15 protein-coding genes are annotated in these 21030 nt (G+C 72.5%); 2 read left to right on the forward strand and 13 right to left on the reverse strand.

Annotation, left to right across the window (positions count from 1 at the left end; translation table 11 throughout):
* Positions 1–78: 78 nt before the first annotated feature.
* The 11 genes from obgE to ADK41_RS24715 all read right to left on the reverse strand — a co-directional run bounded on the left by obgE (position 79) and on the right by ADK41_RS24715 (position 14643).
* Positions 79–1533: a GTPase ObgE gene (gene obgE, locus ADK41_RS24665; RefSeq protein ID WP_030818398.1), complete on the reverse strand. Its 1455-nt coding sequence runs from the start codon at positions 1531–1533 to the stop codon at positions 79–81.
* A 103-nt stretch (positions 1534–1636) separates the two neighbouring features.
* The gene (rpmA, locus tag ADK41_RS24670) at positions 1637–1891 is read right to left on the reverse strand and encodes a 50S ribosomal protein L27 (protein ID WP_003976205.1); all 255 of its coding nucleotides are present in this window, start codon (positions 1889–1891) and stop codon (positions 1637–1639) included.
* Between the two features lie 14 nt (positions 1892–1905).
* Positions 1906–2226, reverse strand: coding sequence for a 50S ribosomal protein L21 (gene rplU, locus ADK41_RS24675; protein WP_004931419.1), 321 nt, complete (start codon positions 2224–2226; stop codon positions 1906–1908).
* Between the two features lie 215 nt (positions 2227–2441).
* Positions 2442–3035, reverse strand: a complete 594-nt coding sequence (rfbC, locus tag ADK41_RS24680; protein ID WP_030818401.1) for a dTDP-4-dehydrorhamnose 3,5-epimerase — start codon at positions 3033–3035, stop codon at positions 2442–2444.
* Positions 3036–3049: 14 nt separating this feature from the next.
* On the reverse strand, positions 3050–5047 hold the full coding sequence (locus ADK41_RS24685; RefSeq protein ID WP_030818403.1) for a glycosyltransferase family 2 protein: 1998 nt from the start codon (positions 5045–5047) through the stop codon (positions 3050–3052).
* Entirely contained in the window at positions 5044–5967 is a 924-nt protein-coding gene (rfbD, locus tag ADK41_RS24690; protein WP_030818405.1) for a dTDP-4-dehydrorhamnose reductase, read from the reverse strand. Before rfbD ends, ADK41_RS24685 begins: the two co-directional genes overlap by 4 nt.
* Positions 5968–6082: 115 nt before the next feature.
* Entirely contained in the window at positions 6083–7072 is a 990-nt protein-coding gene (gene rfbB / locus ADK41_RS24695) for a dTDP-glucose 4,6-dehydratase (protein WP_030818407.1), read from the reverse strand.
* Positions 7069–8136, reverse strand: coding sequence for a glucose-1-phosphate thymidylyltransferase (locus ADK41_RS24700; protein ID WP_030818408.1), 1068 nt, complete (start codon positions 8134–8136; stop codon positions 7069–7071). Before ADK41_RS24700 ends, rfbB begins: the two co-directional genes overlap by 4 nt.
* A 216-nt stretch (positions 8137–8352) precedes the next feature.
* Positions 8353–12465, reverse strand: coding sequence for a ribonuclease E/G (locus ADK41_RS24705; protein ID WP_030818410.1), 4113 nt, complete (start codon positions 12463–12465; stop codon positions 8353–8355).
* A gap of 261 nt (positions 12466–12726) precedes the next feature.
* Positions 12727–13548 (reverse strand): TIGR03936 family radical SAM-associated protein, encoded by an 822-nt coding sequence (locus ADK41_RS24710; protein ID WP_030818412.1) that lies wholly within the window; start codon positions 13546–13548, stop codon positions 12727–12729.
* Between the two features lie 48 nt (positions 13549–13596).
* Positions 13597–14643, reverse strand: coding sequence for a hypothetical protein (locus ADK41_RS24715; RefSeq protein WP_030818414.1), 1047 nt, complete (start codon positions 14641–14643; stop codon positions 13597–13599).
* Between the two features lie 272 nt (positions 14644–14915).
* On the opposite strand from ADK41_RS24715, the gene ADK41_RS24720 reads away from it, so the two are divergent.
* Positions 14916–15731: a hypothetical protein gene (locus ADK41_RS24720; protein WP_051842738.1), complete on the forward strand. Its 816-nt coding sequence runs from the start codon at positions 14916–14918 to the stop codon at positions 15729–15731.
* A gap of 300 nt (positions 15732–16031) precedes the next feature.
* A complete protein-coding gene (locus tag ADK41_RS24725) occupies positions 16032–17225 on the forward strand; it encodes a hypothetical protein (RefSeq protein WP_051842740.1) in 1194 nt (397 codons plus the stop codon).
* Positions 17226–17388: 163 nt separating this feature from the next.
* Here the strand turns inward: ADK41_RS24725 and ADK41_RS24730 are convergent, their stop codons facing one another.
* Both ADK41_RS24730 and ADK41_RS24735 read right to left on the reverse strand, forming a co-directional pair.
* Entirely contained in the window at positions 17389–19353 is a 1965-nt protein-coding gene (locus ADK41_RS24730) for a TIGR03960 family B12-binding radical SAM protein (protein WP_030818420.1), read from the reverse strand.
* A 64-nt stretch (positions 19354–19417) separates the two neighbouring features.
* A complete protein-coding gene (locus ADK41_RS24735; protein ID WP_030818422.1) occupies positions 19418–20989 on the reverse strand; it encodes a CYTH and CHAD domain-containing protein in 1572 nt (523 codons plus the stop codon).
* Positions 20990–21030 lie beyond the last annotated feature (41 nt).

Below are 21030 nucleotides of genomic sequence, written 5' to 3' on the forward strand. Positions count from 1 at the left end.
CCGGTCGGGTTGCCGTTCAGTACGACCGGTCGGAACACCCGTTGGTTGCCCGGGTGTTCACCACGACTTCACCCGGGGTCACTCCGACTGGAACGGCTCGAAACCGTCGTACGCCTGCTCGGACTCGTCCCGTTCGGCCTGCTTGTCCCGGCGCCGCTGGGCGGCCGGGCGGGGCGCCTCGAAGCGGTGGTCCTCGCCGCGCCGGCCGAGCATCTCCGCGCCGGCGGTGACGGTCGGCTCCCAGTCGAAGACGACCGCGTTGTCCTCGGGGCCGATGGCGACGCCGTCGCCGTTACGGGCGCCGGCCTTCATCAACTCCGCCTCGACACCGAGGCGGTTGAGCCGGTCGGCGAGGTAGCCGACGGCCTCGTCGTTGTTGAAGTCGGTCTGGCGGACCCAGCGTTCGGGCTTCTCGCCGCGCACGCGGAACAGCAGCTCCCCGTCGGCCTCCTCGCGGGTGACGGTGAAGCCGGCGTCGTCCACGGCCTTGGGCCGGATGACGATCCGCGTCGCCTCCTCCTTGGGCTTGGCGGCCCGCGCCTGCGCCACCAGGTCGGCGAGCGCGAACGACAGCTCCCTCAGCCCCGTGTGGGCGACGGCCGACACCTCGAAGACGCGGTAGCCGCGCGCCTCCAGGTCGGGGCGCACCATCTCGGCGAGGTCCTTGCCGTCGGGGACGTCGATCTTGTTGAGGACGACGATGCGGGGGCGGTCGCCGAGACCGCCGTACTGCCGCAGTTCCTCCTCGATGATGTCGAGGTCGGAGACGGGGTCGCGCTCGGACTCCAGCGTGGCGGTGTCCAGCACGTGCACGAGCACGCTGCACCGCTCGACGTGCCGCAGGAACTCCAGGCCGAGCCCCTTGCCCTGGCTGGCCCCGGGGATGAGGCCGGGCACGTCGGCGATGGTGTAGACGGTCGACCCGGCGGTGACCACGCCGAGGTTCGGGACCAGGGTGGTGAAGGGGTAGTCGGCGATCTTCGGCTTGGCGGCGCTGAGCACGGAGATCAGCGACGACTTGCCCGCGCTCGGGTACCCGACCAGCGCCACGTCGGCGACGGTCTTGAGCTCCAGGACGATGTCCCGCAGGTCCCCCGGCTCGCCGAGCAGCGCGAACCCGGGCGCCTTGCGGCGCGCGGAGGCGAGGGCGGCGTTGCCGAGCCCGCCGCGTCCGCCCTGGGCGGCGACGTACGACGTCCCGTGCCCGACCAGGTCCGCGAGCACGTTGCCCGCCCCGTCCAGGACGACGGTCCCGTCCGGCACGGGGAGGACCAGGTCCTGCCCGTCCTTGCCGGACCGGTTGCCGCCCTCGCCGGGCTTGCCGTTGGTGGCCTTGCGGTGCGGGGAGTGGTGGTAGTCGAGGAGCGTCGTCACGGACTGGTCGACGGTGAGGATCACGTCGCCGCCGCGTCCGCCGTTGCCGCCGTCGGGCCCGCCGAGCGGCTTGAACTTCTCACGGTGGACGGAGGCACAGCCGTGGCCTCCGTTACCCGCGGCGACGTGCAGCTCGACGCGGTCCACGAAGGTGGTCATGGGATGTGCCTCCAGTTACTACGGGGTTGTCTCTTGCCCAACACGCGAAAGGCGGACCCGCTTCCCGTGAGGGAAGTGAGGTCCGCCTCGCGAAAGCTTCCGGTCAGGCGACCGGAACGATGTTCACGACCTTGCGGCCACGGTGGGTGCCGAACTGCACCGCACCGGCCTGCAGGGCGAACAGCGTGTCGTCGCCGCCACGGCCGACGCCGGCGCCCGGGTGGAAGTGGGTGCCACGCTGGCGGACCAGGATCTCACCCGCGTTGACGGCCTGACCGCCGAAGCGCTTCACGCCGAGCCGCTGGGCGTTCGAGTCGCGACCGTTCCGGGTGGACGATGCGCCCTTCTTGTGTGCCATGTCTCCTCAGTCCCTTACTTCGCAGCCGCGGGGATCTCAGTGACCTTGATCGCCGTGTACTGCTGGCGGTGGCCCTGACGACGGCGGTAGCCGGTCTTGTTCTTGTAGCGCAGAATGTCGATCTTCTGGCCCTTGTGGTGGTCCACGACCTCGGCCTGGACCTTGATGCCGGCCAGCACCCACGGGTCGCTGGTCACAGCGTCGCCGTCGACGACGAGCAGGGTCGAGAGCTCGACCGTGTCGCCCACCTTGGCGGTGGAAATCTTGTCAACCTCAACGATGTCGCCGACAGCAACCTTGTGCTGGCGACCACCGCTGCGCACGATGGCGTACACGCGGATCTCACTCTCACTCGAAGAACGGCACCCCCGCAGGCCAGCCGCCCGGCCAGGAACACGGACGACCTCTCCCGGCCACCGGAGCACCCGGAAGGAAGAGGTTTACGGGGATGTGGCGGTCCCGATGGACACGCCGACGGTCAAGGTTACGGGGCCGTGGCCGAACGGGTCAAACCGGCCCCCGCGGGGAGAGCCGGTCCAACCCGGACGGTTCAGCCGCCGAGGCCCTCCCGGTAGGCCACGCACGCCTCGTAGGAGGGCAGGAGGCCCTGGTCCCGGGCCTCGGCCAGGGTGGGAGCCTGCTCGTCCTTGGCGGAGAGGAGCGGGGTGAGGTCGGCGGGCCACTCGATGCCCAGGGCCGGGTCCAGGGGGTGGATGCCGTGCTCGCGCTCGGGGGCGTAGCCCTCGGAGCAGAGGTAGACGACGGTGGCGTCGTCGGTGAGTGCCATGAAGCCGTGGCCGAGGCCCTCGGAGAGGTAGACCGCGTGGTGGTCCCGGTCGTCCAGGCGGACCGCCTCCCACTGGCCGAAGGTGGGGGAGCCGGTCCGGATGTCCACGATCACGTCGAGGACCGCGCCGCGCACGCACTTGACGTACTTGGCCTGGCCGGGGGGCACGTCGGCGAAGTGGATGCCGCGCAGGGTGCCCCGGCTGGAGACGGACATGTTGGCCTGGGCGAGCGTGAGCGGGTGGCCCGCCGCCTCGGTGAAGACCGGGGCCTTGAACCACTCGTGGAAGCTGCCCCGGCCGTCGGGGAAGATCTTCGGCTCGTACACCCAGGCACCGGGGAGGGAAAGGGGTCGCATGGAAGGGTCCGTCCTCAGCTCTTCTTCTCGTTCGTCAGTGCGCGCTTGACGCGGCCGGCGGCCCGGCGCCACAGGGGGCGGGGCGGGGCGGGCTTCTTCGTCGCCGGCTTCGACCCGGCGGACGTGGCCGGCGGGGTGTGCCGGTCGATCACCCGGGCGGTGCCGTCGGCGGCGACCACCACGTCGACCGGGAGCCGGGTCCACTTCGCCTCGCCGCGGGCGGCGGACGGCACCCCGATGCGGACCGCCCAGCGCATCCCGGTGAGCTTCTCCAGCGGCAGCTCGGCGCTCACGGTACGGCCGTCGACCACGGCGTCGGCCGGGTACTTGCCCACGTTCTTGCGCTCGAAGCGGAGCCGCACCGGGTCACCGGCGTCCGCCGCGACGTGCAGCGGCAGCGGCAGCCGTACGGCCGAGCCCTCGACCGCGGCCCCGGCCGGGTCCATCCGGGCCACCGCCTCGCGCTCCAGCTTGTTGGTGTGCTGGTCGACGTCGAGGGAGAGGTTGCCCGGCCCGTCGGTCCAGTACGGCAGGACCAGCCGCCTCGGCCCGCCGGTGAGCGCGGCCAGCCGTCCGGCCTCCACGTCCTCGCCGCGCACCGCGCCGAGCCGGGTCTCCTTGCTCCAGCCGCAGGACTTGATGCGCAGGTGCAGGTCCCAGAGACCCTTCTCCAAGGGCTCGCCCGCGGCCGCCGTCTCCGGGTCGAGGACGGCGCGCGCGGTGATCCGCTGGCGGAAGGAGCCCTGCCCCGCGTCCAGGCGGTGCAGCTCGCACTCGACCGGGAGGTAGAACTGCCTGGCGTCCTCCCGGTGGCGGACCACCAGGTCCACGTCGCTCTTGTCGACCGGGGCCTCCAGCGTGATGTCCTGACCGGTCAGCGCCTCGAGCGCCTTGTCGGACAGCGGCAGGCCGAGCAGGTCGCGCTCGCCCTCCCGGCGGAAGGTCATCGGCTCGCCGTCGACCTGGTACTCGGAGGTGAAGTCGACCTTCAGGACGCCGTCCTCCCAGGTCAGGGAGTCCAAGGTGCCGGTGGGCCTGATCCCGGCCTCCCAGCGGGCGAGGGCGCGGACGTCCTCGTAGAGGTCGGCGGCGATCAGTCCGGCCACCACCCGCTGGGTGGGGGCGACCCGGGCGAACACGCCCGGCCCGAACCGCTCGGTGACGACACCGCGGATCTCGCGGTACAGCTCCTCGGCGTAGTCCTCGGGGAGCTTGAGCAGCCGGTTGCCGCGCAGCCGCTCGACCATCTCGTTGCGCAGCCAGCGGCTGAACAGCTTGTCCCGCAGCGGGCCGGGCTCGGTGAGCTCCTCGACCACGTCGAGGGCCTCGCGGAGGTTGTTGAAGTAGCCGACCGGGTCGAAGCGCTGGAAGCCGGCGTTGGAGCCGTCGTCGCGGGTGATGTGGTAGTAGCACAGGTAGTCGCCGAGGACGGCGACGCTCCTGGCCCGCAGGTAGGCCTCGACCACGAAGACGTGGTCCTCCAGCCGGCGGCGGCCCTCCTTGAAGCGCATGCCGTGCTGTTCGAGGAACTCCCGCCGGAACATCTTGTGCGGGGTGAGGCTGTCGATCAACGGCGCGTTCTCCACCGTCGCGCGCGGCCGGTTGACCCGGAACAGCTCCTGCGGGACCGGGCGGCCGATGCCCGCCATCTTGCCCACGACCACGTCGGCGTCGTTCGCCTTGCCGTAGTCGTACATCCGCTCGAGGGCTTCGTCGCCGAGCCAGTCGTCGTGGTCGACGAACATGACGTACTCGCCCCGGGCGGCGTCGATGCCGGTGTTGCGGGGCTTGCCGGACCAGCCGGAGGACTCCTGGTGGATGACGTGGAAGTGGGGGTGCTCGGCCGCCAGTCGGTCCAGCAGGGCGGGGGTCTCGTCGGTGGAGCCGTCGTCGACGAAGAAGACCTCGAACTCGTCCGGGGTGAGGCTCTGCCGGAGCAGACCGTTGACGCAGTCCTCGACGTACTTGCCCGGGTTGTAGACCGCGATGACGACGCTGACCTTGATTGTCACGCGGGGTTCTCCTTCTCGCGGACCCGGTGGATCTCCGGGAACGCCTCGGTGAGTGCCGCGCGCCAGTCGCGCAGCGGCTCGATGCCGGCCGCGGCGAAGCGCTCGTGGCCGAGCACGCTGTACGCCGGGCGGGGGGCGGGACGGACGAACGCCTCGCTGGTGGTGGGGCGGACCCGGTCCGGGTCGGTGCCGAGCAGGCGGAAGATCTCGCGGGTGAGGCCGTACCAGGTGGTCTCGCCGGAGCTGGTGCCGTGGTAGACGCCCGCCGGGGCGGTGCCGGCCAGGGCGCCGCGCCCCAGCTCGAGCAGCAGGCCGGCCAGGTCGGCGCTCCAGGTGGGCTGGCCGCGCTGGTCGTCGACGACGTCGAGGGTCTCCTTGAGACCCTCCAGCTTGATCATCGTACGGACGAAGTTGCCGCCGCCCGCTCCGTACAGCCAGGCGGTGCGCACGACGTAGCCGCTGTCGGGGAGGGTCTTCAGGACGGCCTGCTCGCCGGCCAGCTTGGTGCGGCCGTAGGCGCTGCGCGGCGCGGTGGGGGCGTCCTCGGCGTACGGCGTCGCGGCGTCGCCCGCGAAGACGTAGTCGGTGGAGACGTGGAGCAGGACGGCGCCGGTGCGGGCGCAGGCTGCCGCCAGGTGGGCCGGGCCGTCGCCGTTGATCGCGAGCGCCTCGGCCTCGCGGGTCTCGGCGTCGTCCACGGCGGTCCAGGCGGCGCAGTTGACGACCACGGCCGGCCGGTGGTGTGCGAGCGCCCGCCGTACGGCGTCGGCGTCCGTGAGGTCCAGCGCCGCCCGGTCCAGGGCGGTGGCCTGCTCCCCCGCCGCGGCCAGCCGGGCCAGTACGTCCTGGCCGAGCATCCCGCCCGCCCCGGTGACCAGCCAGCCGGCCGGCGTGTTCCCCTGTTCCTCTGTCGGGTTCATCCCTCTTCCTGTCCTCCGTGCCGGGTGGCGCGGGCCCCGGGCGGGATCCGGGACGCGCGGGAAACGCCTGAACGGGCCCGGGACGGTCCCGGGCCCGCGCGAGACGGGTGGTGCGTCAGCTCAGTGCCGCGCGCTCCTTCAGCGGCTCCCACCAGGCACGGTTGTCGCGGTACCACCGGACGGTCTCGGCGAGGCCCTCGCGGAAGTCCTTGCGGGGCTCGTAGCCCAGTTCCTCGCGGATCTTCGTGCAGTCGACGGAGTAGCGGCGGTCGTGGCCCTTGCGGTCCTCGACGTACTCGACGCTGGTCTCCCAGTCGGCGCCGCACGCCTCGAGGAGCAGCCCGGTGAGCTCCTTGTTGGAGAGCTCGGTGCCGCCGCCGATGTTGTAGATCTCGCCCGCGCGGCCCTTGGTGCGGACCAGTTCGATGCCCTGGACGTGGTCGTCGATGTGCAGCCAGTCGCGGACGTTGCCGCCGTCGCCGTACAGCGGGACCTTCTTGCCGTCGAGGAGGTTGGTGACGAAGAGGGGGATGACCTTCTCGGGGAAGTGGTGGTGCCCGTAGTTGTTGGAGCAGCGGGTGACGCGGACGTCCAGGCCGTGGGTGCGGTGGTAGGACAGTGCGATCAGGTCGCTGGACGCCTTCGCCGAGGAGTAGGGCGAGTTGGGCTCCAGCGGGTGGGTCTCGGGCCAGGAGCCCTCGTCGATCGAGCCGTAGACCTCGTCGGTGGAGATGTGCACGAAGGTCCTGACGCCGGCCCGGTGCGCGGCGTCGACGAGCGTGTGGGTGCCGACCACGTTCGTGCGGACGAACTCCGCGCCGCCGTCGATGGACCGGTCGACGTGGGACTCGGCGGCGAAGTGCACCACCTGGTCGTGCTCGGCCATCAGCTTGCCGACCAGCTCCGGGTCGCAGATGTCGCCCTGCACGAAGGCGAACCCGGGGTGCTCGCGCACCTCGTCGAGGTTGGCCGGGTTGCCCGCGTACGTCAGCTTGTCCAGGACGGTGACCGAGACGTCACCGGGGCCCTGGGGGCCGAGCACCGTACGGACGTAGTGCGAGCCGATGAAGCCGGCGCCGCCGGTCACCAGGATCCTGGTAGTCATGAGGAGATCTGCACCTTGCTGTGATCACCGAGCACGAGCCGGTGGGCCTTGGGGTTACGGGGAGCGGGCGTGACCTCGACGTCGCGCCCGATGAGCGAGGCCTCCACCCGGCGCACGCCGGTGACCGACGCGCCCCGCAGGACGATGGAGTACTCGATTTCGCTGTCCTCGATCCGGCAGCCCTCGGACACCGAGGTGAAGGGACCGACGTACGCGTCGTTGACCACCGTACCGGCGCCGATGACCGCGGGTCCGACGATCCGGCTGCCGCTGACCCGGGCGCCTTCCTCGATGCGCACCCGGCCGATGATCTCGCTGGTCTCGTCCACCGTGCCCGCGCTGTGGGGCTCCAGGGTCTCCAGGACGGACCGGTTGACCTCCAGCATGTCGGTGACGTTGCCGGTGTCCTTCCAGTAGCCGGAGATCGTGGTGGAACGCACGTCCCGCTTCTGGTCGATCAGCCACTGGATGGCGTGCGTGATCTCCAACTCGCCGCGCCAGGAAGGCTCGATGGAGCGGACCGCCTCGTGTATGGCCGGGGTGAACAGGTAGACGCCGACGAGGGCCAGGTCGCTCTTCGGCTGCTTCGGCTTCTCCTCCAGGCCCACCACGCGGCCGTCGGCGCCGAGTTCGGCGACACCGAAGGAGGTGGGGTTGGGCACCTTGGTCAGCAGGATCTGCGCGTCGGGCCGCTCGGTGCGGAACTCCTCCACCAGGCCGGTGATGCCGCCGACGATGAAGTTGTCGCCGAGGTACATGACGAAGTCGTCGTCGCCGAGGAAGTCCTGGGCGATGAGCACGGCGTGCGCGAGGCCCAGGGGCGCGTCCTGCGGGATGTAGGTGACCTCGATGCCGAACCGGGAACCGTCCCCCACCGCCTCGCGGATCTCGTCCGCGGTGTCGCCGACGATGATCCCGACCTCGGTGATCCCGGCGTCGGCGATCGCCTCCAGGCCGTAGAAGAGCACGGGCTTGTTGGCGACCGGCACGAGCTGTTTGGCCGAGGTGTGGGTGATCGGACGGAGGCGGGTTCCCGCTCCCCCGGAAAGCACGAGAGCCTTCACGTGTGGCGCCCCAATACTGTGGACCTTGACAGGGACCGAAAGCCCCCGTTTGTCTGATTTCGCAGTAGATCTTTGGGCACATCATAACCACGTGCCAGGAACAACGATTCACCGGCCATTCACGTATTCGAACCCCTCACGGCCACCTCATGGCGGAAAAGAGATCCGCCCCCGGTGGAACCGGGGGCGGATCACGATCGCCGAACGATCCGGAGGTCAGTCCTCCGTCGAGGCCGTCACCGAGGACGACGGCTGCTGGGCCGCCGCCGCGGTCTTCTTCGACGCCGTCTTCTTCGCGGTCGTCTTGGCGGCGGCCGACTTGGTGGTCTTCGCCGCCGCCTTCTTGGCCGTCGTCTTCTTGGCGGCGGTCTTCTTGGCCGCCGTCTTCTTGGTGGCGGCCTTCTTCGCCGTGGCCTTCTTGACCGCCTTGCGGGCGGTCTTCTTGGCCGGGGCGGCCTCGGCCTCGGCTTCCTCCGCGGGCGCCTCGACGGGCTCCTCGGCGGGCGCCGCCTCCGTCGCCACCGACGGGACGACCACGACGGCCGTCTCCTCGGACGCGGTCGACGTGCTCGGCTTGCGCACCGCGCGGCGGCGCGGACGGGCCGGGGCCCCGGTCTCGGCGGGCGCCTCGGCGGACACCTCGGACGGGACCTCCTCGGGCTTCGGCTCGGGCGCCTCGGCGACCGGGGCCGCGGGCTCCGTGACCGTCACCACCGCGGCCTCCGCCCCCGCCGGGGAACCGGCCGGCGCGGACGCCTTGCGGGTGGCCCGGCGACGCGTACGGCCCTTGGGCGCGGCCTCCTCGGCGGCCTCCTCGACCTGCTCGGGGACCACCGCGTCCTCGACGGCCGCGGGCTCGGCCAGCGCCTCGGCGGCCGACTCCGGCTGCACCGGACGCGCGGCCTCCTCAGCGGCCGTCACGTCCTGCGCCGTCGGGGCCTCGGCCTCGGCCCGCTCGCTCTCCTCGGCCTTGTGCCGGCCGGCCCTGTCCCTAGCGGTCTCCCGCCTCGGCGCGCCCGCCGGGGCCGACGCCCGCCGGCTCGCCCGGCGGCGCGTGCGCCCGCGGGTCGCCGCGGCCTCCGCCTCGGCGGCGCTGCTGTACAGCTCCTCGTCCGGCACGAACTCGGGCGCCGGGAGCGCGACCGGCTCGGCGGCCTCGGCGGCGACCTCGGCCGCCGTCTCCGTCTCCGCCTCCTGCTCGGCCGTCTCCACGCTCGCGGCCGCCTCGTGCTCGTGCGGCTGGTCCGCACCGGCCCGGGCCCGCTTCCGGCGCTTGCCGCCACCGCCGGCGGCGGCCGGCTGGTCCAGGTGCACGATGACACCGCGCCCGTTGCAGTGGACGCAGGTCTCCGAGAACGACTCCAGCAGGCCCTGGCCGACCCGCTTGCGGGTCATCTGGACCAGACCCAGCGAGGTCACCTCGGCGACCTGGTGCTTCGTACGGTCCCGGCCCAGGCACTCCAGCAGCCGCCGCAGCACCAGGTCCCGGTTGGACTCCAGCACCATGTCGATGAAGTCGATGACGATGATGCCGCCGAGGTCGCGCAGCCGCAGCTGACGCACGATCTCCTCGGCCGCCTCCAGGTTGTTCCTGGTGACCGTCTCCTCCAGGTTGCCGCCCTGGCCGGTGAACTTGCCGGTGTTGACGTCGACGACGACCATCGCCTCGGTCCGGTCGATCACCAGCGAACCGCCGCTGGGCAGCCACACCTTGCGGTCCAGCGCCTTGGCGAGCTGCTCGTCGATCCGGTACGTGGCGAAGACGTCGACCTCGCTGGTCCACCGGGACAGCCGTCCGGCCAGGTCCGGCGCCACGTGCGACACGTACCCGTGGATGGTCTCCCAGGCATCGTCACCGCTGACGACGACCTTGGTGAAGTCCTCGTTGAAGATGTCCCGCACGACCCGGACGGTCATGTCCGGCTCGCCGTACAGCAGCGTCGGCGCGGTGCCGGCACCGTTCTTGGACCTCTTCTTGATCTCCTCCCACTGCCCCTGCAGCCGCTCGACGTCCCGGCGCAGCTCGTCCTCGCTCGCGCCCTCGGCGGCGGTGCGCACGATGACGCCCGCGTCCTCGGGGACGATCTTCTTGAGGATGGTCTTCAGCCGGGCCCGCTCGGTGTCGGGCAGCTTGCGGCTGATGCCGGTCATCGAGCCCTCGGGGACGTACACGAGGTAGCGGCCCGGGAGGGAGACCTGGCTGGTGAGACGGGCGCCCTTGTGCCCGATCGGGTCCTTGGTGACCTGCACCAGGACCGACTGCCCCGACTTCAGCGCGGACTCGATGCGGCGCGGGCCGCCCGACATGCCGAGCGCCTCGAAGTTGACCTCGCCGGCGTACAGCACGGCGTTGCGGCCCTTGCCGATGTCGATGAAGGCGGCCTCCATCGACGGCAGCACGTTCTGCACCTTGCCGAGGTAGACGTTGCCGACGTACGAGGTCGCCTGCTCCTTGTTGACGTAGTGCTCGACGAGCACGCCGTCCTCCAGGACGCCGATCTGCGTACGGTCGCCGTGCTGGCGCACCACCATGACGCGCTCGACGGCCTCGCGGCGGGCCAGGAACTCGGCCTCGGTGATGATCGGCACCCGGCGGCGGCCCTGCTCACGGCCCTCGCGGCGGCGCTGCTTCTTCGCCTCCAGACGCGTGGAGCCCTTGATGGACTGCACCTCGTCCGACGGCTCGGCCTTCGGGCGGGGCTCGCGGACCTTGACGACGGTGCGCTCGGGGTCGTCGGTGACCGCCTCGGTCTCACCGCCGCCGTCACCGGCGCGACGGCGACGGCGACGACGCCGGCGGCTGCTGCTGGATCCGGAGTCCTCGCGGTCCTCGGCCGACTCGGCCTCGTCCTCCGCGTCCTCCTCGACCTGCTCGGCGGTGTCCTCGGCGTCCTGGACGGCCTGCTCGGCGCCGGCGTCCGCGGACTCCTCGCCCTCGAAGTCGGCCTCGGCGGAGTCGCCACGCCGGCGGCGACGGCCACCGCGGCGACGGCGACGACGCGAACCGGCGGCCTCGCTGTCGTCCTGGTCGTCGGCCTCGGCGTGGTCCTCGGCCTCCTCGGCCTCCTCCGCCTCGTCCTCGGCGCGGGTCACGGGAGCGGCCTCGGGCTCGTCGCCCGCACCCCGGCGCCGACGGCGGCGGCGGGAGGCGGCGGGCTGCTCCTCCGGGGACTCCTCGGTCCGCTCCGGCTCCACCGCCGGTTCGGTGACCTCGGCGGCCGCTTCGGCGGCGGCCCGCTCCGGGGTCTGGAAGCGGGGCTCGGTGAACACCGGCGGCTGGAACACGGCGACGGCCGGACGCGCGGGGCGCCGCCGCGAAGTCTCCGTCTCGCCGGATCCGGCGGGCTCGGCGAAGCCGGCGGCGGGCTTGCGGACCACCCGGCGCCGACGCCGCGGGCCGGCCTCGTCGGCGACGGGCTCGGGAGCCTGCGCGGGCTCGGAGGCCCGCACCGGCTCGGAGGCCTGCGCGGGCTCGGAGGCCTGCGCGGGCTCGGAGGCCTGCGCGGGCTCGGGGGCCTGGGCGGGCTCGGGGGCCTCGGTCACCGGGGCCTCCTCGGCGGCGGGTGCTTCGGCACGCCGCGTGGCGCGACGCCGGGAACGGCGCGGAGCCGCCTCCTCGGACGCGTCGGCGGCGGTCTCCGCCGTCCCGGCGACCTCGGGCGCCTCGGGCGCCTCGGCGGCGGCCTCGGCGGCCTTGGTGGACGCCTCCGGCGAGGTCGCACCGCGCGTGGCGCGACGCCGGGAACGGCGCGGAGCCGTCTCCTCGACGGTGGTCTCCACGGCCTCGGGAGCGGCCTCCGGGACCGCGGGAGCGGCCTTCGGGGTTTCGGGGGCGGTCTCCGGGGCTTCGGAGGTCGCCGGGGCTTCGGCGGTCGCCGTCGGCGAGGTCACGCTGCGGGTCGCGCGACGCCGGGTGCGGCGCGGGGCCGCGTCCTCGGACGTGGCCGCGGCGGGCTGCTCGGGGGCCGGAACGGCCTCGGGCTCGGCGGGCGTCGCCGGTACGACGGTCTCGGCGGCCTCCGCCGACTCCGGCGCCCCGGCCGGCGCGGCCGCGCGGCGGACCACACGACGACGCCGGGGCGCGGGGGCCGGGGCCTCGACGGGCTCGGCCTCCTTCTCGGCCTCGGCGCCCTCCCGCTCCGCGACCTCGTCGGGCTCGGGGTCCTCCGCGGCCGGTATGGCCGGCGCGACGGTCTCCGCCGTCGTGTCGGCCGCCCCGGCGGGGGGACCTGCCGGGCGGGACGCGGCACGGCGCCGCCGCCTCGGCGGCAGGGTGTCGCTGGGAGTGTTCAGTTCGGAGCCCTCGGTGGGCTCGGTCGGTTCGAGCATGCGGGCGTTTCTCCCGTCAGGCTCCCGGGCGCCGCGCCTGGTCCGGCGATGCCGGTGACGTCCGCGGCTCGCGCGGTGCGCGATCGCCGCCGTCCGGGGCGCGGGCGCCGCACGGGAGCACTCTGTGTCCTGTCTCGCCGGTTCCGTACGCCGAATGCGCACGGCCTGGCGAAAGTCTTCTGGTCGGTGCGCTGCCCGACCCAGGTGGCTCCCGAGTTCGTGGGCGGCGCTTACGACGTCCGTCCCTTCGCGGGACCTTCCTTACGCCGGCGCCGTCGCGGCGGCAGTGGCGCCGGCCGATTGCGGCTCGGTCACTGCTGCCTCGCGGTCGGGCGCGAGCGGGTCGGTCACCGTGCCGGTCTCTTCATCGAGCAGCCCCTGCGCCAGCCTGGTCACCGCTGCGGGGACCGGCGGCGCCAGGTCGGCCACGGCGCGGAGACCGGACAGGACGTCGTCGGGTCGTACGGCAGGCGTCACGTGCCGAACAACCAGCCGCAGTATCGCACAGGGGTGGTCGGTCGGCCCAGTAAGGAGCGCGGCGTCAGCCGCCCCGGTGGAGCCGGCGCCCGCGTCGGGCGGCGACGAGTGCGTTTCCGCGCTCTCCAGCATCACGACCGCCGAGCGGGCGTCGAAGGTGCGGACGCCGTTCTTGGTCCGGCGCTGGACCTCGACGGCCGGGGCCGCGTTGAAGGCGTCCACCGCACGGCGGGCGTCCTCGGGGCCGACACCGTCCAGCCGCAGCTCCCACACGGAGGCCGTCAGCCGGTCGGCGAGACCCGATGCGCGGGCCTCGACCGCGTCGACGATGTCGAGCCCGGCGGGCATCGACTCGTCGAGCAGGGCCCGGAGCCGCTCGGGATCACGCGGCTCGGTGAGCGCGATCTCCAGGTACTCCGCCTCACTGCCCGTGCCGGTGGGTGCGGCATTGGCGTACGACACCTTCGGGTGCGGTGTGAACCCCGCCGAGTACGCCATCGGCACCTCGGCGCGGCGCAGCGCACGCTCGAAGGCGCGCTGGAAGTCACGGTGGCTGGTGAACCGGAGGCGGCCGCGCTTGGTGTAACGCAGTCGGATGCGCTGCACCGCGGGTGCGGGCGGCGGGCCTTCGGGCTGTCGCTTGCCCAGTGTCGTTCAGTCCTTCGTGAGAGCGGTCGTACTACCACCAAGAGTACGTGCCCGCGGGCCGTCGGGTTCCCGCCGGTGCGTGAGCTGCGGTTCCCCCTCCGCACCGGCCCGTTCGCCGAACAGCGTCCGCCGGAGGTCCGCGCGTGCCCGCCGCGCCGAAGCGCGGGCGGCGGCGAGGGCCTGCCGGGCGGCGTCCCCGAGGGGCCGCAGCACCGCGTCGCGCACCACGTGCCCCACCGGGGTCAGCACGCTCCGGTACACCCATCGCACCGGCTCCACGAGCACCCACCGGAAGAGCCTCCCCAGCCACCGTCCGACGGTGAGGGACACGTACCCGGCGACGCGCCAGGCATGCCCGAAGGCCTCCCCGGCCTCCCGCGCGACGACCGCGAGCACCCGGCCCACGGGCGCCAGCACCCGGCGCCACACCGCGAGCGCGGGCAGCACCAGCAGGATCCGGACGACCCAGTACAGCCCCGTGCCGATCCCGGCGGCGGCCGTCGCCACCAGCCGCGCCAGGCCCCGCGCGCACCGGACGACCGCCCGCCCCACCGGGGCCAGGACCCACCGGTACAGCCACGCCGAAGGCACCACGACGAGACACCGCGCCAGCCACACCGCGCCCGCCCACGCCCCGGCCCCGATCGCGGCGAGGACGTGACCGACCGGCGTCAGCACGCGCGCGTACACCCACGCGGCCCCACGACCGAGGGGAGTCAGCACATGGCGGTGGAACGCGACGGCCGGAAGGACCACCAGCACCTTCCCGAGCCACGCCAGTCCCTTGCCGAACGGCACGAGGACATACCGCCACAGCCCCACGAGCGGCCACACGAACACCGCCCGCCCCGCCCACCGCAGCGCCCGCCCCAGCGGCCGCAGCAGCGTGTCGTTCAGGAACCGCCCGGCCACGGCCAGCGCGTCCCACACCAGCCGCACCGGCACGACCAGCACCAGCACCACGACCCGCACGGGGAGGCGGACCGCCACGACGAGACACCCCTCGCCCGCGGGCGCGGCGGCGGGCGGACGGGCCGGCTTCTCGAGATCCATGCCTACGGAGACGCGGGCGCGGCCCGCCCGGATCCCACCTGCGAGACATTGCTCATCTCATACACCGAACGCCGATAGGACATAAGAATTCCGCGACTTATATAAAACAATTTTCTCTACGGGCGTTCACCCATTCGCCACGCATCCCAGCGAAACAGCCGCCGTTAGTCGCTATATGACGAAGGCACGCATGCCCGGGCTCATCAGGTCCGACGGGGGGAATTCATGGAAACCCGACCTCGCCTGCCACCGGATCGGCGAGGCCGGCTGACATGAATGACGAACGCTACGACCCTCTCGTCTACGCGGAACCCATGGAATCACCCGTACCGCACTGGGACCCGGCCGAGGAACTCGCCTATCTGCTCCAGGAGGCCCGCAGCGAGGAACCCTCCGGCGCCGCCATGCCGCAGCCCCGCGAGGAGACCCCGGTCACCGCTCCCCCGGCCGGCAGTCCCCTGGGCAACCTCCAGGAGATCACGGCGGAACTGCCGCCCCTGCGCGCCGCACCGCGCGGCCACCGCAAACCCCCGCGCCGACGCCCCGACGCACTGCGCCTCGCCAGCTACGCCACCGCCGCCCTGACCGCGGTCACCGTGTCGATGGTCAGCGTCCTCAGCGGCGTCGTCACCTACGACCCCCTGCTCCTCGTCACCACGGCCCACAGCAGCGGCAGTTCCTCGGCCTGGTGGCCCGTGCTGGTCTACGGCCCCTGGCTGGCGGGCTCGTTGTCCGTCCTCCGCGCGGCACTGCACCAACGGCGCGCCCTGCACTCGTGGTTCGTCGTCCTCCTCTTCTCGTCCGTCGCCGTCGCGCTCTGCGTGGCCCAGGCCCCCCGGACGGTCACCGACACGGCCGCCGCGGCCCTTCCGGGCGCGGCCGCCCTGGCCTGCTTCCAGCAACTCGTCCGCCAGATCACCCTGACCCGCCCGCCCCGCCGGGCTGCCCCCCGCCACCGACTGCGGTCCACCATGGACCACCCCGCACCGCTCACCGATCCCGGCGCACAGGAACGTTTCCGGGCCCCGGCCCACTCCTGCCCGCGTGACACGCCATCCCCACGGCACCCCGGACAGCACACCCCGTGAACCCCCACGCCGCCCGCGACCCGATGCGCCGCCGACAGCAAGAAGGGGACCTCCCAACGGCCTCCGCCGACGGCGGGGGCCGCGTCGCACCGACCGAACCCCTCCAGGACACGGTCGCGGAGGAACGCGTACTCCCCGCGGCCCGGTCCACCCGCCCCACAGCCGAAGCACGGCGTCCGGCGGCCGTCCTCGACCTCCGTCCCGTCGAGGACGGCCAAGCCGTGACCCGCGCGAGGACAACCCTCCACGACCCGGCCGGGTCTTACGGACATGATCAGACGCCTTACCCGTACAGGTGCGGTGCTCACCCTCGCATCCCTGCTCCTGACCGCCTGCTCCGGCGACCGGGACACCCCCGCCGAGCGCCCCGTCACCAAGCACCCCGTCTTCGACCAGAAGATCGGCCTCCAGGTCTTCCACGCCCTGCGCCAGACACAGAAGGCGGGCGGCGCCGACTTCGTCCAGACCATGACCTTCGCGTCGAAGAAGGGCCGGGCGGTGCAGACCGTCAGCGGGCGGATGGACTTCGCGAAGGGAACGGGCGAGGCGACCACGGAATGGCGACTGTCGAAGAAGCTCCCCCGGGAAACGAAGGAGACGCTCCTGGGCGCCACCCCGGGCACGGGCAACGCCACCCCCTCGGCACGCGTCCTCGTCGACTTCCAACACATCCACTACCGCGCCGGGTCGGCGGCGTACTGGCTCCAGTACACGATGGGCGACACCGGTCCGGACCTCGGCACCGACAACGTCGACCACCTGCGCGGAACCGAAGGACCGGTGGGCGGCACCCTCCTCGAAGGACTCGGTGCCATGGAGGCGACGTCCCGGCGGACCGACGGCTCCCGGCGCACCTACCAGGCGGACATGCCCACCAGCGCCGCCGAGCAACTCTTTCCCGAGGACCTCGCTCGCGAGCTGTCCCTTCCCTTCATCGGACTCTCCGGCAAGAGCGCCCCGCTGCCGACGACCGTCACCGTGGACAGCCGGGGACGCGTCACCCACGTGCGAGCGGACCTCTCGACGAGCCTGGGGAAGAAGGACAGCGCGTTCAAGGACATGACCTCCCTGACCATCGACCTCCGGCTCTCCGGACACGGTGTGCCGAAGCCCGCCGCGAAGCCCGACGGACCCGTCCGACCGGCCCACGAGGCGGTCCGTTCCGTCGACTCGGTGAAGCCCGGTGGCTGCGTCGACTTCAGCACGGGCCAGCGGATGGTGGACACCGTCGTGGACGTGCCGTGCTCGGGTGCGCACGACGGCAGGATCTTCGCCCAGCGGAAACTCGGCACGGGCCCCTACCCGGGCGGCGCGGCCGCCCGGGAGAAAGCCGCCGCCGCCTGCAGCGCCGCCTACGGCACCGCCCCCGGACGATGGGTCTCCGAGGCGGACCGGGCCGGAGACTACTGGTACATGTGGCCGCAGCAGGAGAAATGGGAACAGAGCGGAGGCCACGCCAGCTGCTACGTCGTCACCACCAGGGGCACCGCCTGAGACAGGTGCCGGAGGTCCGTGACCAGGCGGCCCGAAACAGGGCCGTGTGGTCACCCGGGCGGGCAGGGCGAGGTCGTGCCCCCTCGGCCGCGCACGGCACGGCGGCCGCCTCGCCCTCACCCGCCTCCGGGGCCTCGATCACCCGATCGAGGCCCCGCTCACGTCAGTGGGCGTGACCGCTCGGCGCCGGCGCCGCGTTCTTGACCGTCAGCGGCAGCAGCTTCTTGCCGGTCGGTCCGATCTGGATGGCCGTGTCCATCTGCGGACATACGCCGCAGTCGAAGCACGGGGTCCAGCGGCAGTCCTCGACCTCCGTCTCGTCGAGGGCGTCCTGCCAGTCCTCCCAGAGCCAGTCCTTGTCGAGGCCGGAGTCGAGGTGGTCCCAGGGGAGGACCTCCTCGTAGGTGCGCTCGCGGGTGGTGTACCAGTCGACGTCCACGCCGAACTGCGCGAGGGCCTTGTCGGCGCAGTCCATCCAGCGGTCGTACGAGAAGTGCTCGCGCCAGCCGTCGAAGCGGCCGCCGTCCTCGTAGACCGCGCGGATGACCGCGCCGATGCGGCGGTCACCGCGCGAGAGCAGGCCCTCGACGATGCCGGGCTTGCCGTCGTGGTAGCGGAAGCCGATGGAACGGCCGTACTTCTTGTCGCCGCGGATCTTGTCGCGGAGCTTGGCGAGGCGCTCGTCCGTCTGCTCGGCGGAGAGCTGCGGGGCCCACTGGAACGGGGTGTGCGGCTTGGGGACGAAGCCGCCGATGGAGACCGTGCAGCGGATGTCGTTGGAGCCGGAGACCTCCCGGCCCTTGGCGATCACGCGGGTGGCCATGTCGGCGATCTGGAGGACGTCGTCGTCGGTCTCGGTGGGCAGGCCGCACATGAAGTACAGCTTCACCTGGCGCCAGCCGTTGCCGTAGGCCGTGGCGACGGTCCGGATGAGGTCGTCCTCCGAGACCATCTTGTTGATGACCTTGCGGATGCGCTCCGAGCCGCCCTCCGGGGCGAAGGTGAGGCCCGAGCGGCGGCCGTTGCGGGTCAGCTCGTTCGCCAGGTCGATGTTGAAGGCGTCGACGCGGGTGGAGGGGAGGGAGAGGCCGATCTTGTCCTCTTCGTAGCGGTCGGCGAGGCCCTTGGCGATGTCGCCGATCTCCGAGTGGTCCGCGGAGGAGAGGGAGAGCAGGCCGACCTCTTCGAAGCCCGTGGCCTTCAGGCCCTTGTCGACCATCTCGCCGATGCCGGTGATCGAGCGCTCCCGGACCGGGCGGGTGATCATGCCGGCCTGGCAGAAGCGGCAGCCCCGGGTGCAGCCGCGGAAGATCTCCACGGACATGCGCTCGTGGACGGTCTCCGCGAGCGGGACGAGGGGCTGCTTGGGGTAGGGCCACTCGTCGAGGTCCATCACCGTGTGCTTGGAGACGCGCCACGGGACGCCCGACCTGTTCGGTACGGTGCGGGCGATGCGGCCGTCGGGGAGGTACTCGACGTCGTAGAAGCCGGGGACGTACACGCCGCCGGTCTTCGCCAGGCGCAGGAGGAGTTCCTCGCGGCCGCCGGGGCGGCCCTCCTCCTTCCAGGCGCGGACGATCCGCGTGACCTCCAGGACGGCCTGCTCGCCGTCGCCGATGACCGCGCAGTCGATGAAGTCGGCGATCGGCTCGGGGTTGAAGGCGGCGTGGCCGCCGGCCATGACGATCGGGTCGTCGAGGCCGCGGTCCCTGGCCTCCAGCGGGATGCCGGCCAGGTCCAGGGCGGTGAGCATGTTGGTGTAGCCGAGCTCGGTGGAGAAGCTCAGGCCGAACACGTCGAAGGCCTTCACCGGGCGGTGGCTGTCGACCGTGAACTGGGGGACGTGGTGCTCCCGCATCAGCGCCTCGAGGTCCGGCCAGACGCTGTAGGTGCGCTCGGCGAGGACGCCGTCCTGTTCGTTGAGGACCTCGTAGAGGATCATGACGCCCTGGTTGGGCAGTCCGACCTCGTAGGCGTCGGGGTACATGAGCGCCCAGCGGACGTCGCAGCTGTCCCACGGCTTGACCGTGGAGTTGAGCTCTCCGCCGACGTACTGGATCGGCTTCTGCACATGCGGGAGCAGAGCTTCGAGCTGCGGGAAGACAGACTCGGCGGCTTCGGCAGGCATCTCGCGAACCTTTGTGTGCTGAGTGGGGTGACCATTCAGCGTAACGCGGCCGGAGGGGTACTCCCTACGTCGTCCAGGGCCGGAGGTCCTTGGTGACCGACTTCCAGGCTCCGGGGAGGGCGGCCTCGGCGAGTTCCGCGCGGCGTTCCTCGCGGGCGTGGAGGACGCCGTAGGTGAAGGCGCTCTCGCCCGCGGCGTGGGCGACGGCGGCGAGTTCGCGGAGGGTCTTGCGGGCCATGACGCTGTCCTGGTGGTCGCCGAACAGGTCCTGGAGCGACTTCATGGCCTTGACGAGGTCGTCCGCCGGCCGGCCGAGCGCGGGGGCGGCGGCCTCGGCGGCGTAGCGGGTGCGCTTGGTCTTCTTGCGGGCCTCGTGCAGGGCGACGTCGCGGTCGGTGCCGGGCGGGAGGTCCAGGGCGCGGGTGACGAGGCCGGTCAGCTTGTCGAGGTCCTTGCGGACGGCCTTGGTGAGGACCTTCTCCGGTGCGGCTCGGGCCTTCTCGCGCAGGGGCGGGTCGGTGAGCAGGGCGTCCAGGGCGTCGAGGAGGTCGAGGTGGCGGCGGGAGTCGAGGATGCCGGTGAGGCGGCCGTGGGCTCCGGTGTGGCGGGCCTCGGCCCAGGTGGTGAGGCGGTGGCCGACGGGGCCGGCGACGAGGGCGTCGGGCAGGCCGTCGAGGGAGGACCGGAGGCGTTCGGCGAGCACTTCCTGGTCGCGGTCCAGGCCCAGTTCGGCGGCCAGCCACTTGAGGTCGTCGCCGATGGGGTCGGTCGCCTCGCGGTCGAGGACGGTGCGGAAGGAGCGGAAGGTGCTGCGCAGGCGGCGGGTGGCGACTCGCATGCGGTGCACGGCGTCGGGGACGTCCTGGCGTACGGCGGGGTCGAGCTCGACGAGGGCGTCGCGCTGGGCGCGGAGGTAGGCGAGGACGTGGTCGCCGGCGGTGACGGGTTTCCCGACCGCCCTCGACCGGCGTTTCCGCCGCGGGGCGGCTTCCGGTGCGGTGGCGGGTGCGGCCGTCGTCGCGGCGGTCGTGGCGGTGTCCGGTGCCGTGTCGGCCAGTGCCCTGGCGAGTTTGGAGGTGGACTTCGAGGGGCGTACGCCGGCCTTGCGCAGGCGTTTCTCCACCTTGTCGAGGAAGGCGGGGTCGCCGTCGTCGGCGAGCTCGACCTCGATCTCGGTCCACCGGGCGGTGCCGCCGTCGCCGGTGAGGCGTTCGGCGTGGACGGTGTCGACGCTGACTTCGGCGAGCAGTCGGCCGTCGGCGTCCACGAGGTGGCGTACGTCGCGGTCGGAGCGCAGCCGGACGACGGGCAGCAGTGCGTTGCCGCGGACGCGGGAGCGGACGAGGGCGGCGAGTTCGTCCGGGAGGGTGTCGGAGAGCGGGGCGCGGATCTCGTCGCGCACTCCGGGGGCGACGGGGAACTTCAGGTGCCAGCCGGCGTCGGAGCCGCCGGTGCGGCGGCGCAGGGTGACGGAGGACGCTGCGAGGCGTTGGTCGGCGGTGTCGTGGTAGGTGGCGTCCAGGTGGGTGACGCCCTTGTCGAGGACGGTCGCCACGCCGGGGACGCGCGTCAGGTCGGGCGGTCCGCTGTCGTCGGACTCGTACTTTCGCTCGATCTCGCGCTTGGTGTCCGCCATGAGGTGTATCTATCCGTCATGGGTGAATCTAGTCGTCACGG

The sequence above is a fragment of the Streptomyces caelestis genome, from assembly GCF_001279005.1.
GTDB classification, from domain to species: Bacteria; Actinomycetota; Actinomycetes; order Streptomycetales; family Streptomycetaceae; genus Streptomyces; species Streptomyces heliomycini.

Coding starts and splice junctions, on each gene's coding strand:
- rfbC (WP_030818401.1), bottom strand. CDS start 3,035: ATGCGACCCCTTTCCCTCCCCGGTGCCTGGGTGTACGAGCCGAAGATC.
- obgE (WP_030818398.1), bottom strand. CDS start 1,533: ATGACCACCTTCGTGGACCGCGTCGAGCTGCACGTCGCCGCGGGTAAC.
- rfbB (WP_030818407.1), bottom strand. CDS start 7,072: ATGACTACCAGGATCCTGGTGACCGGCGGCGCCGGCTTCATCGGCTCG.
- ADK41_RS24735 (WP_030818422.1), bottom strand. CDS start 20,989: ATGGCGGACACCAAGCGCGAGATCGAGCGAAAGTACGAGTCCGACGAC.
- ADK41_RS24720 (WP_051842738.1), top strand. CDS start 14,916: ATGAATGACGAACGCTACGACCCTCTCGTCTACGCGGAACCCATGGAA.
- ADK41_RS24715 (WP_030818414.1), bottom strand. CDS start 14,643: ATGGATCTCGAGAAGCCGGCCCGTCCGCCCGCCGCCGCGCCCGCGGGC.
- ADK41_RS24705 (WP_030818410.1), bottom strand. CDS start 12,465: ATGCTCGAACCGACCGAGCCCACCGAGGGCTCCGAACTGAACACTCCC.
- ADK41_RS24730 (WP_030818420.1), bottom strand. CDS start 19,353: ATGCCTGCCGAAGCCGCCGAGTCTGTCTTCCCGCAGCTCGAAGCTCTG.
- rpmA (WP_003976205.1), bottom strand. CDS start 1,891: ATGGCACACAAGAAGGGCGCATCGTCCACCCGGAACGGTCGCGACTCG.
- rfbD (WP_030818405.1), bottom strand. CDS start 5,967: ATGAACCCGACAGAGGAACAGGGGAACACGCCGGCCGGCTGGCTGGTC.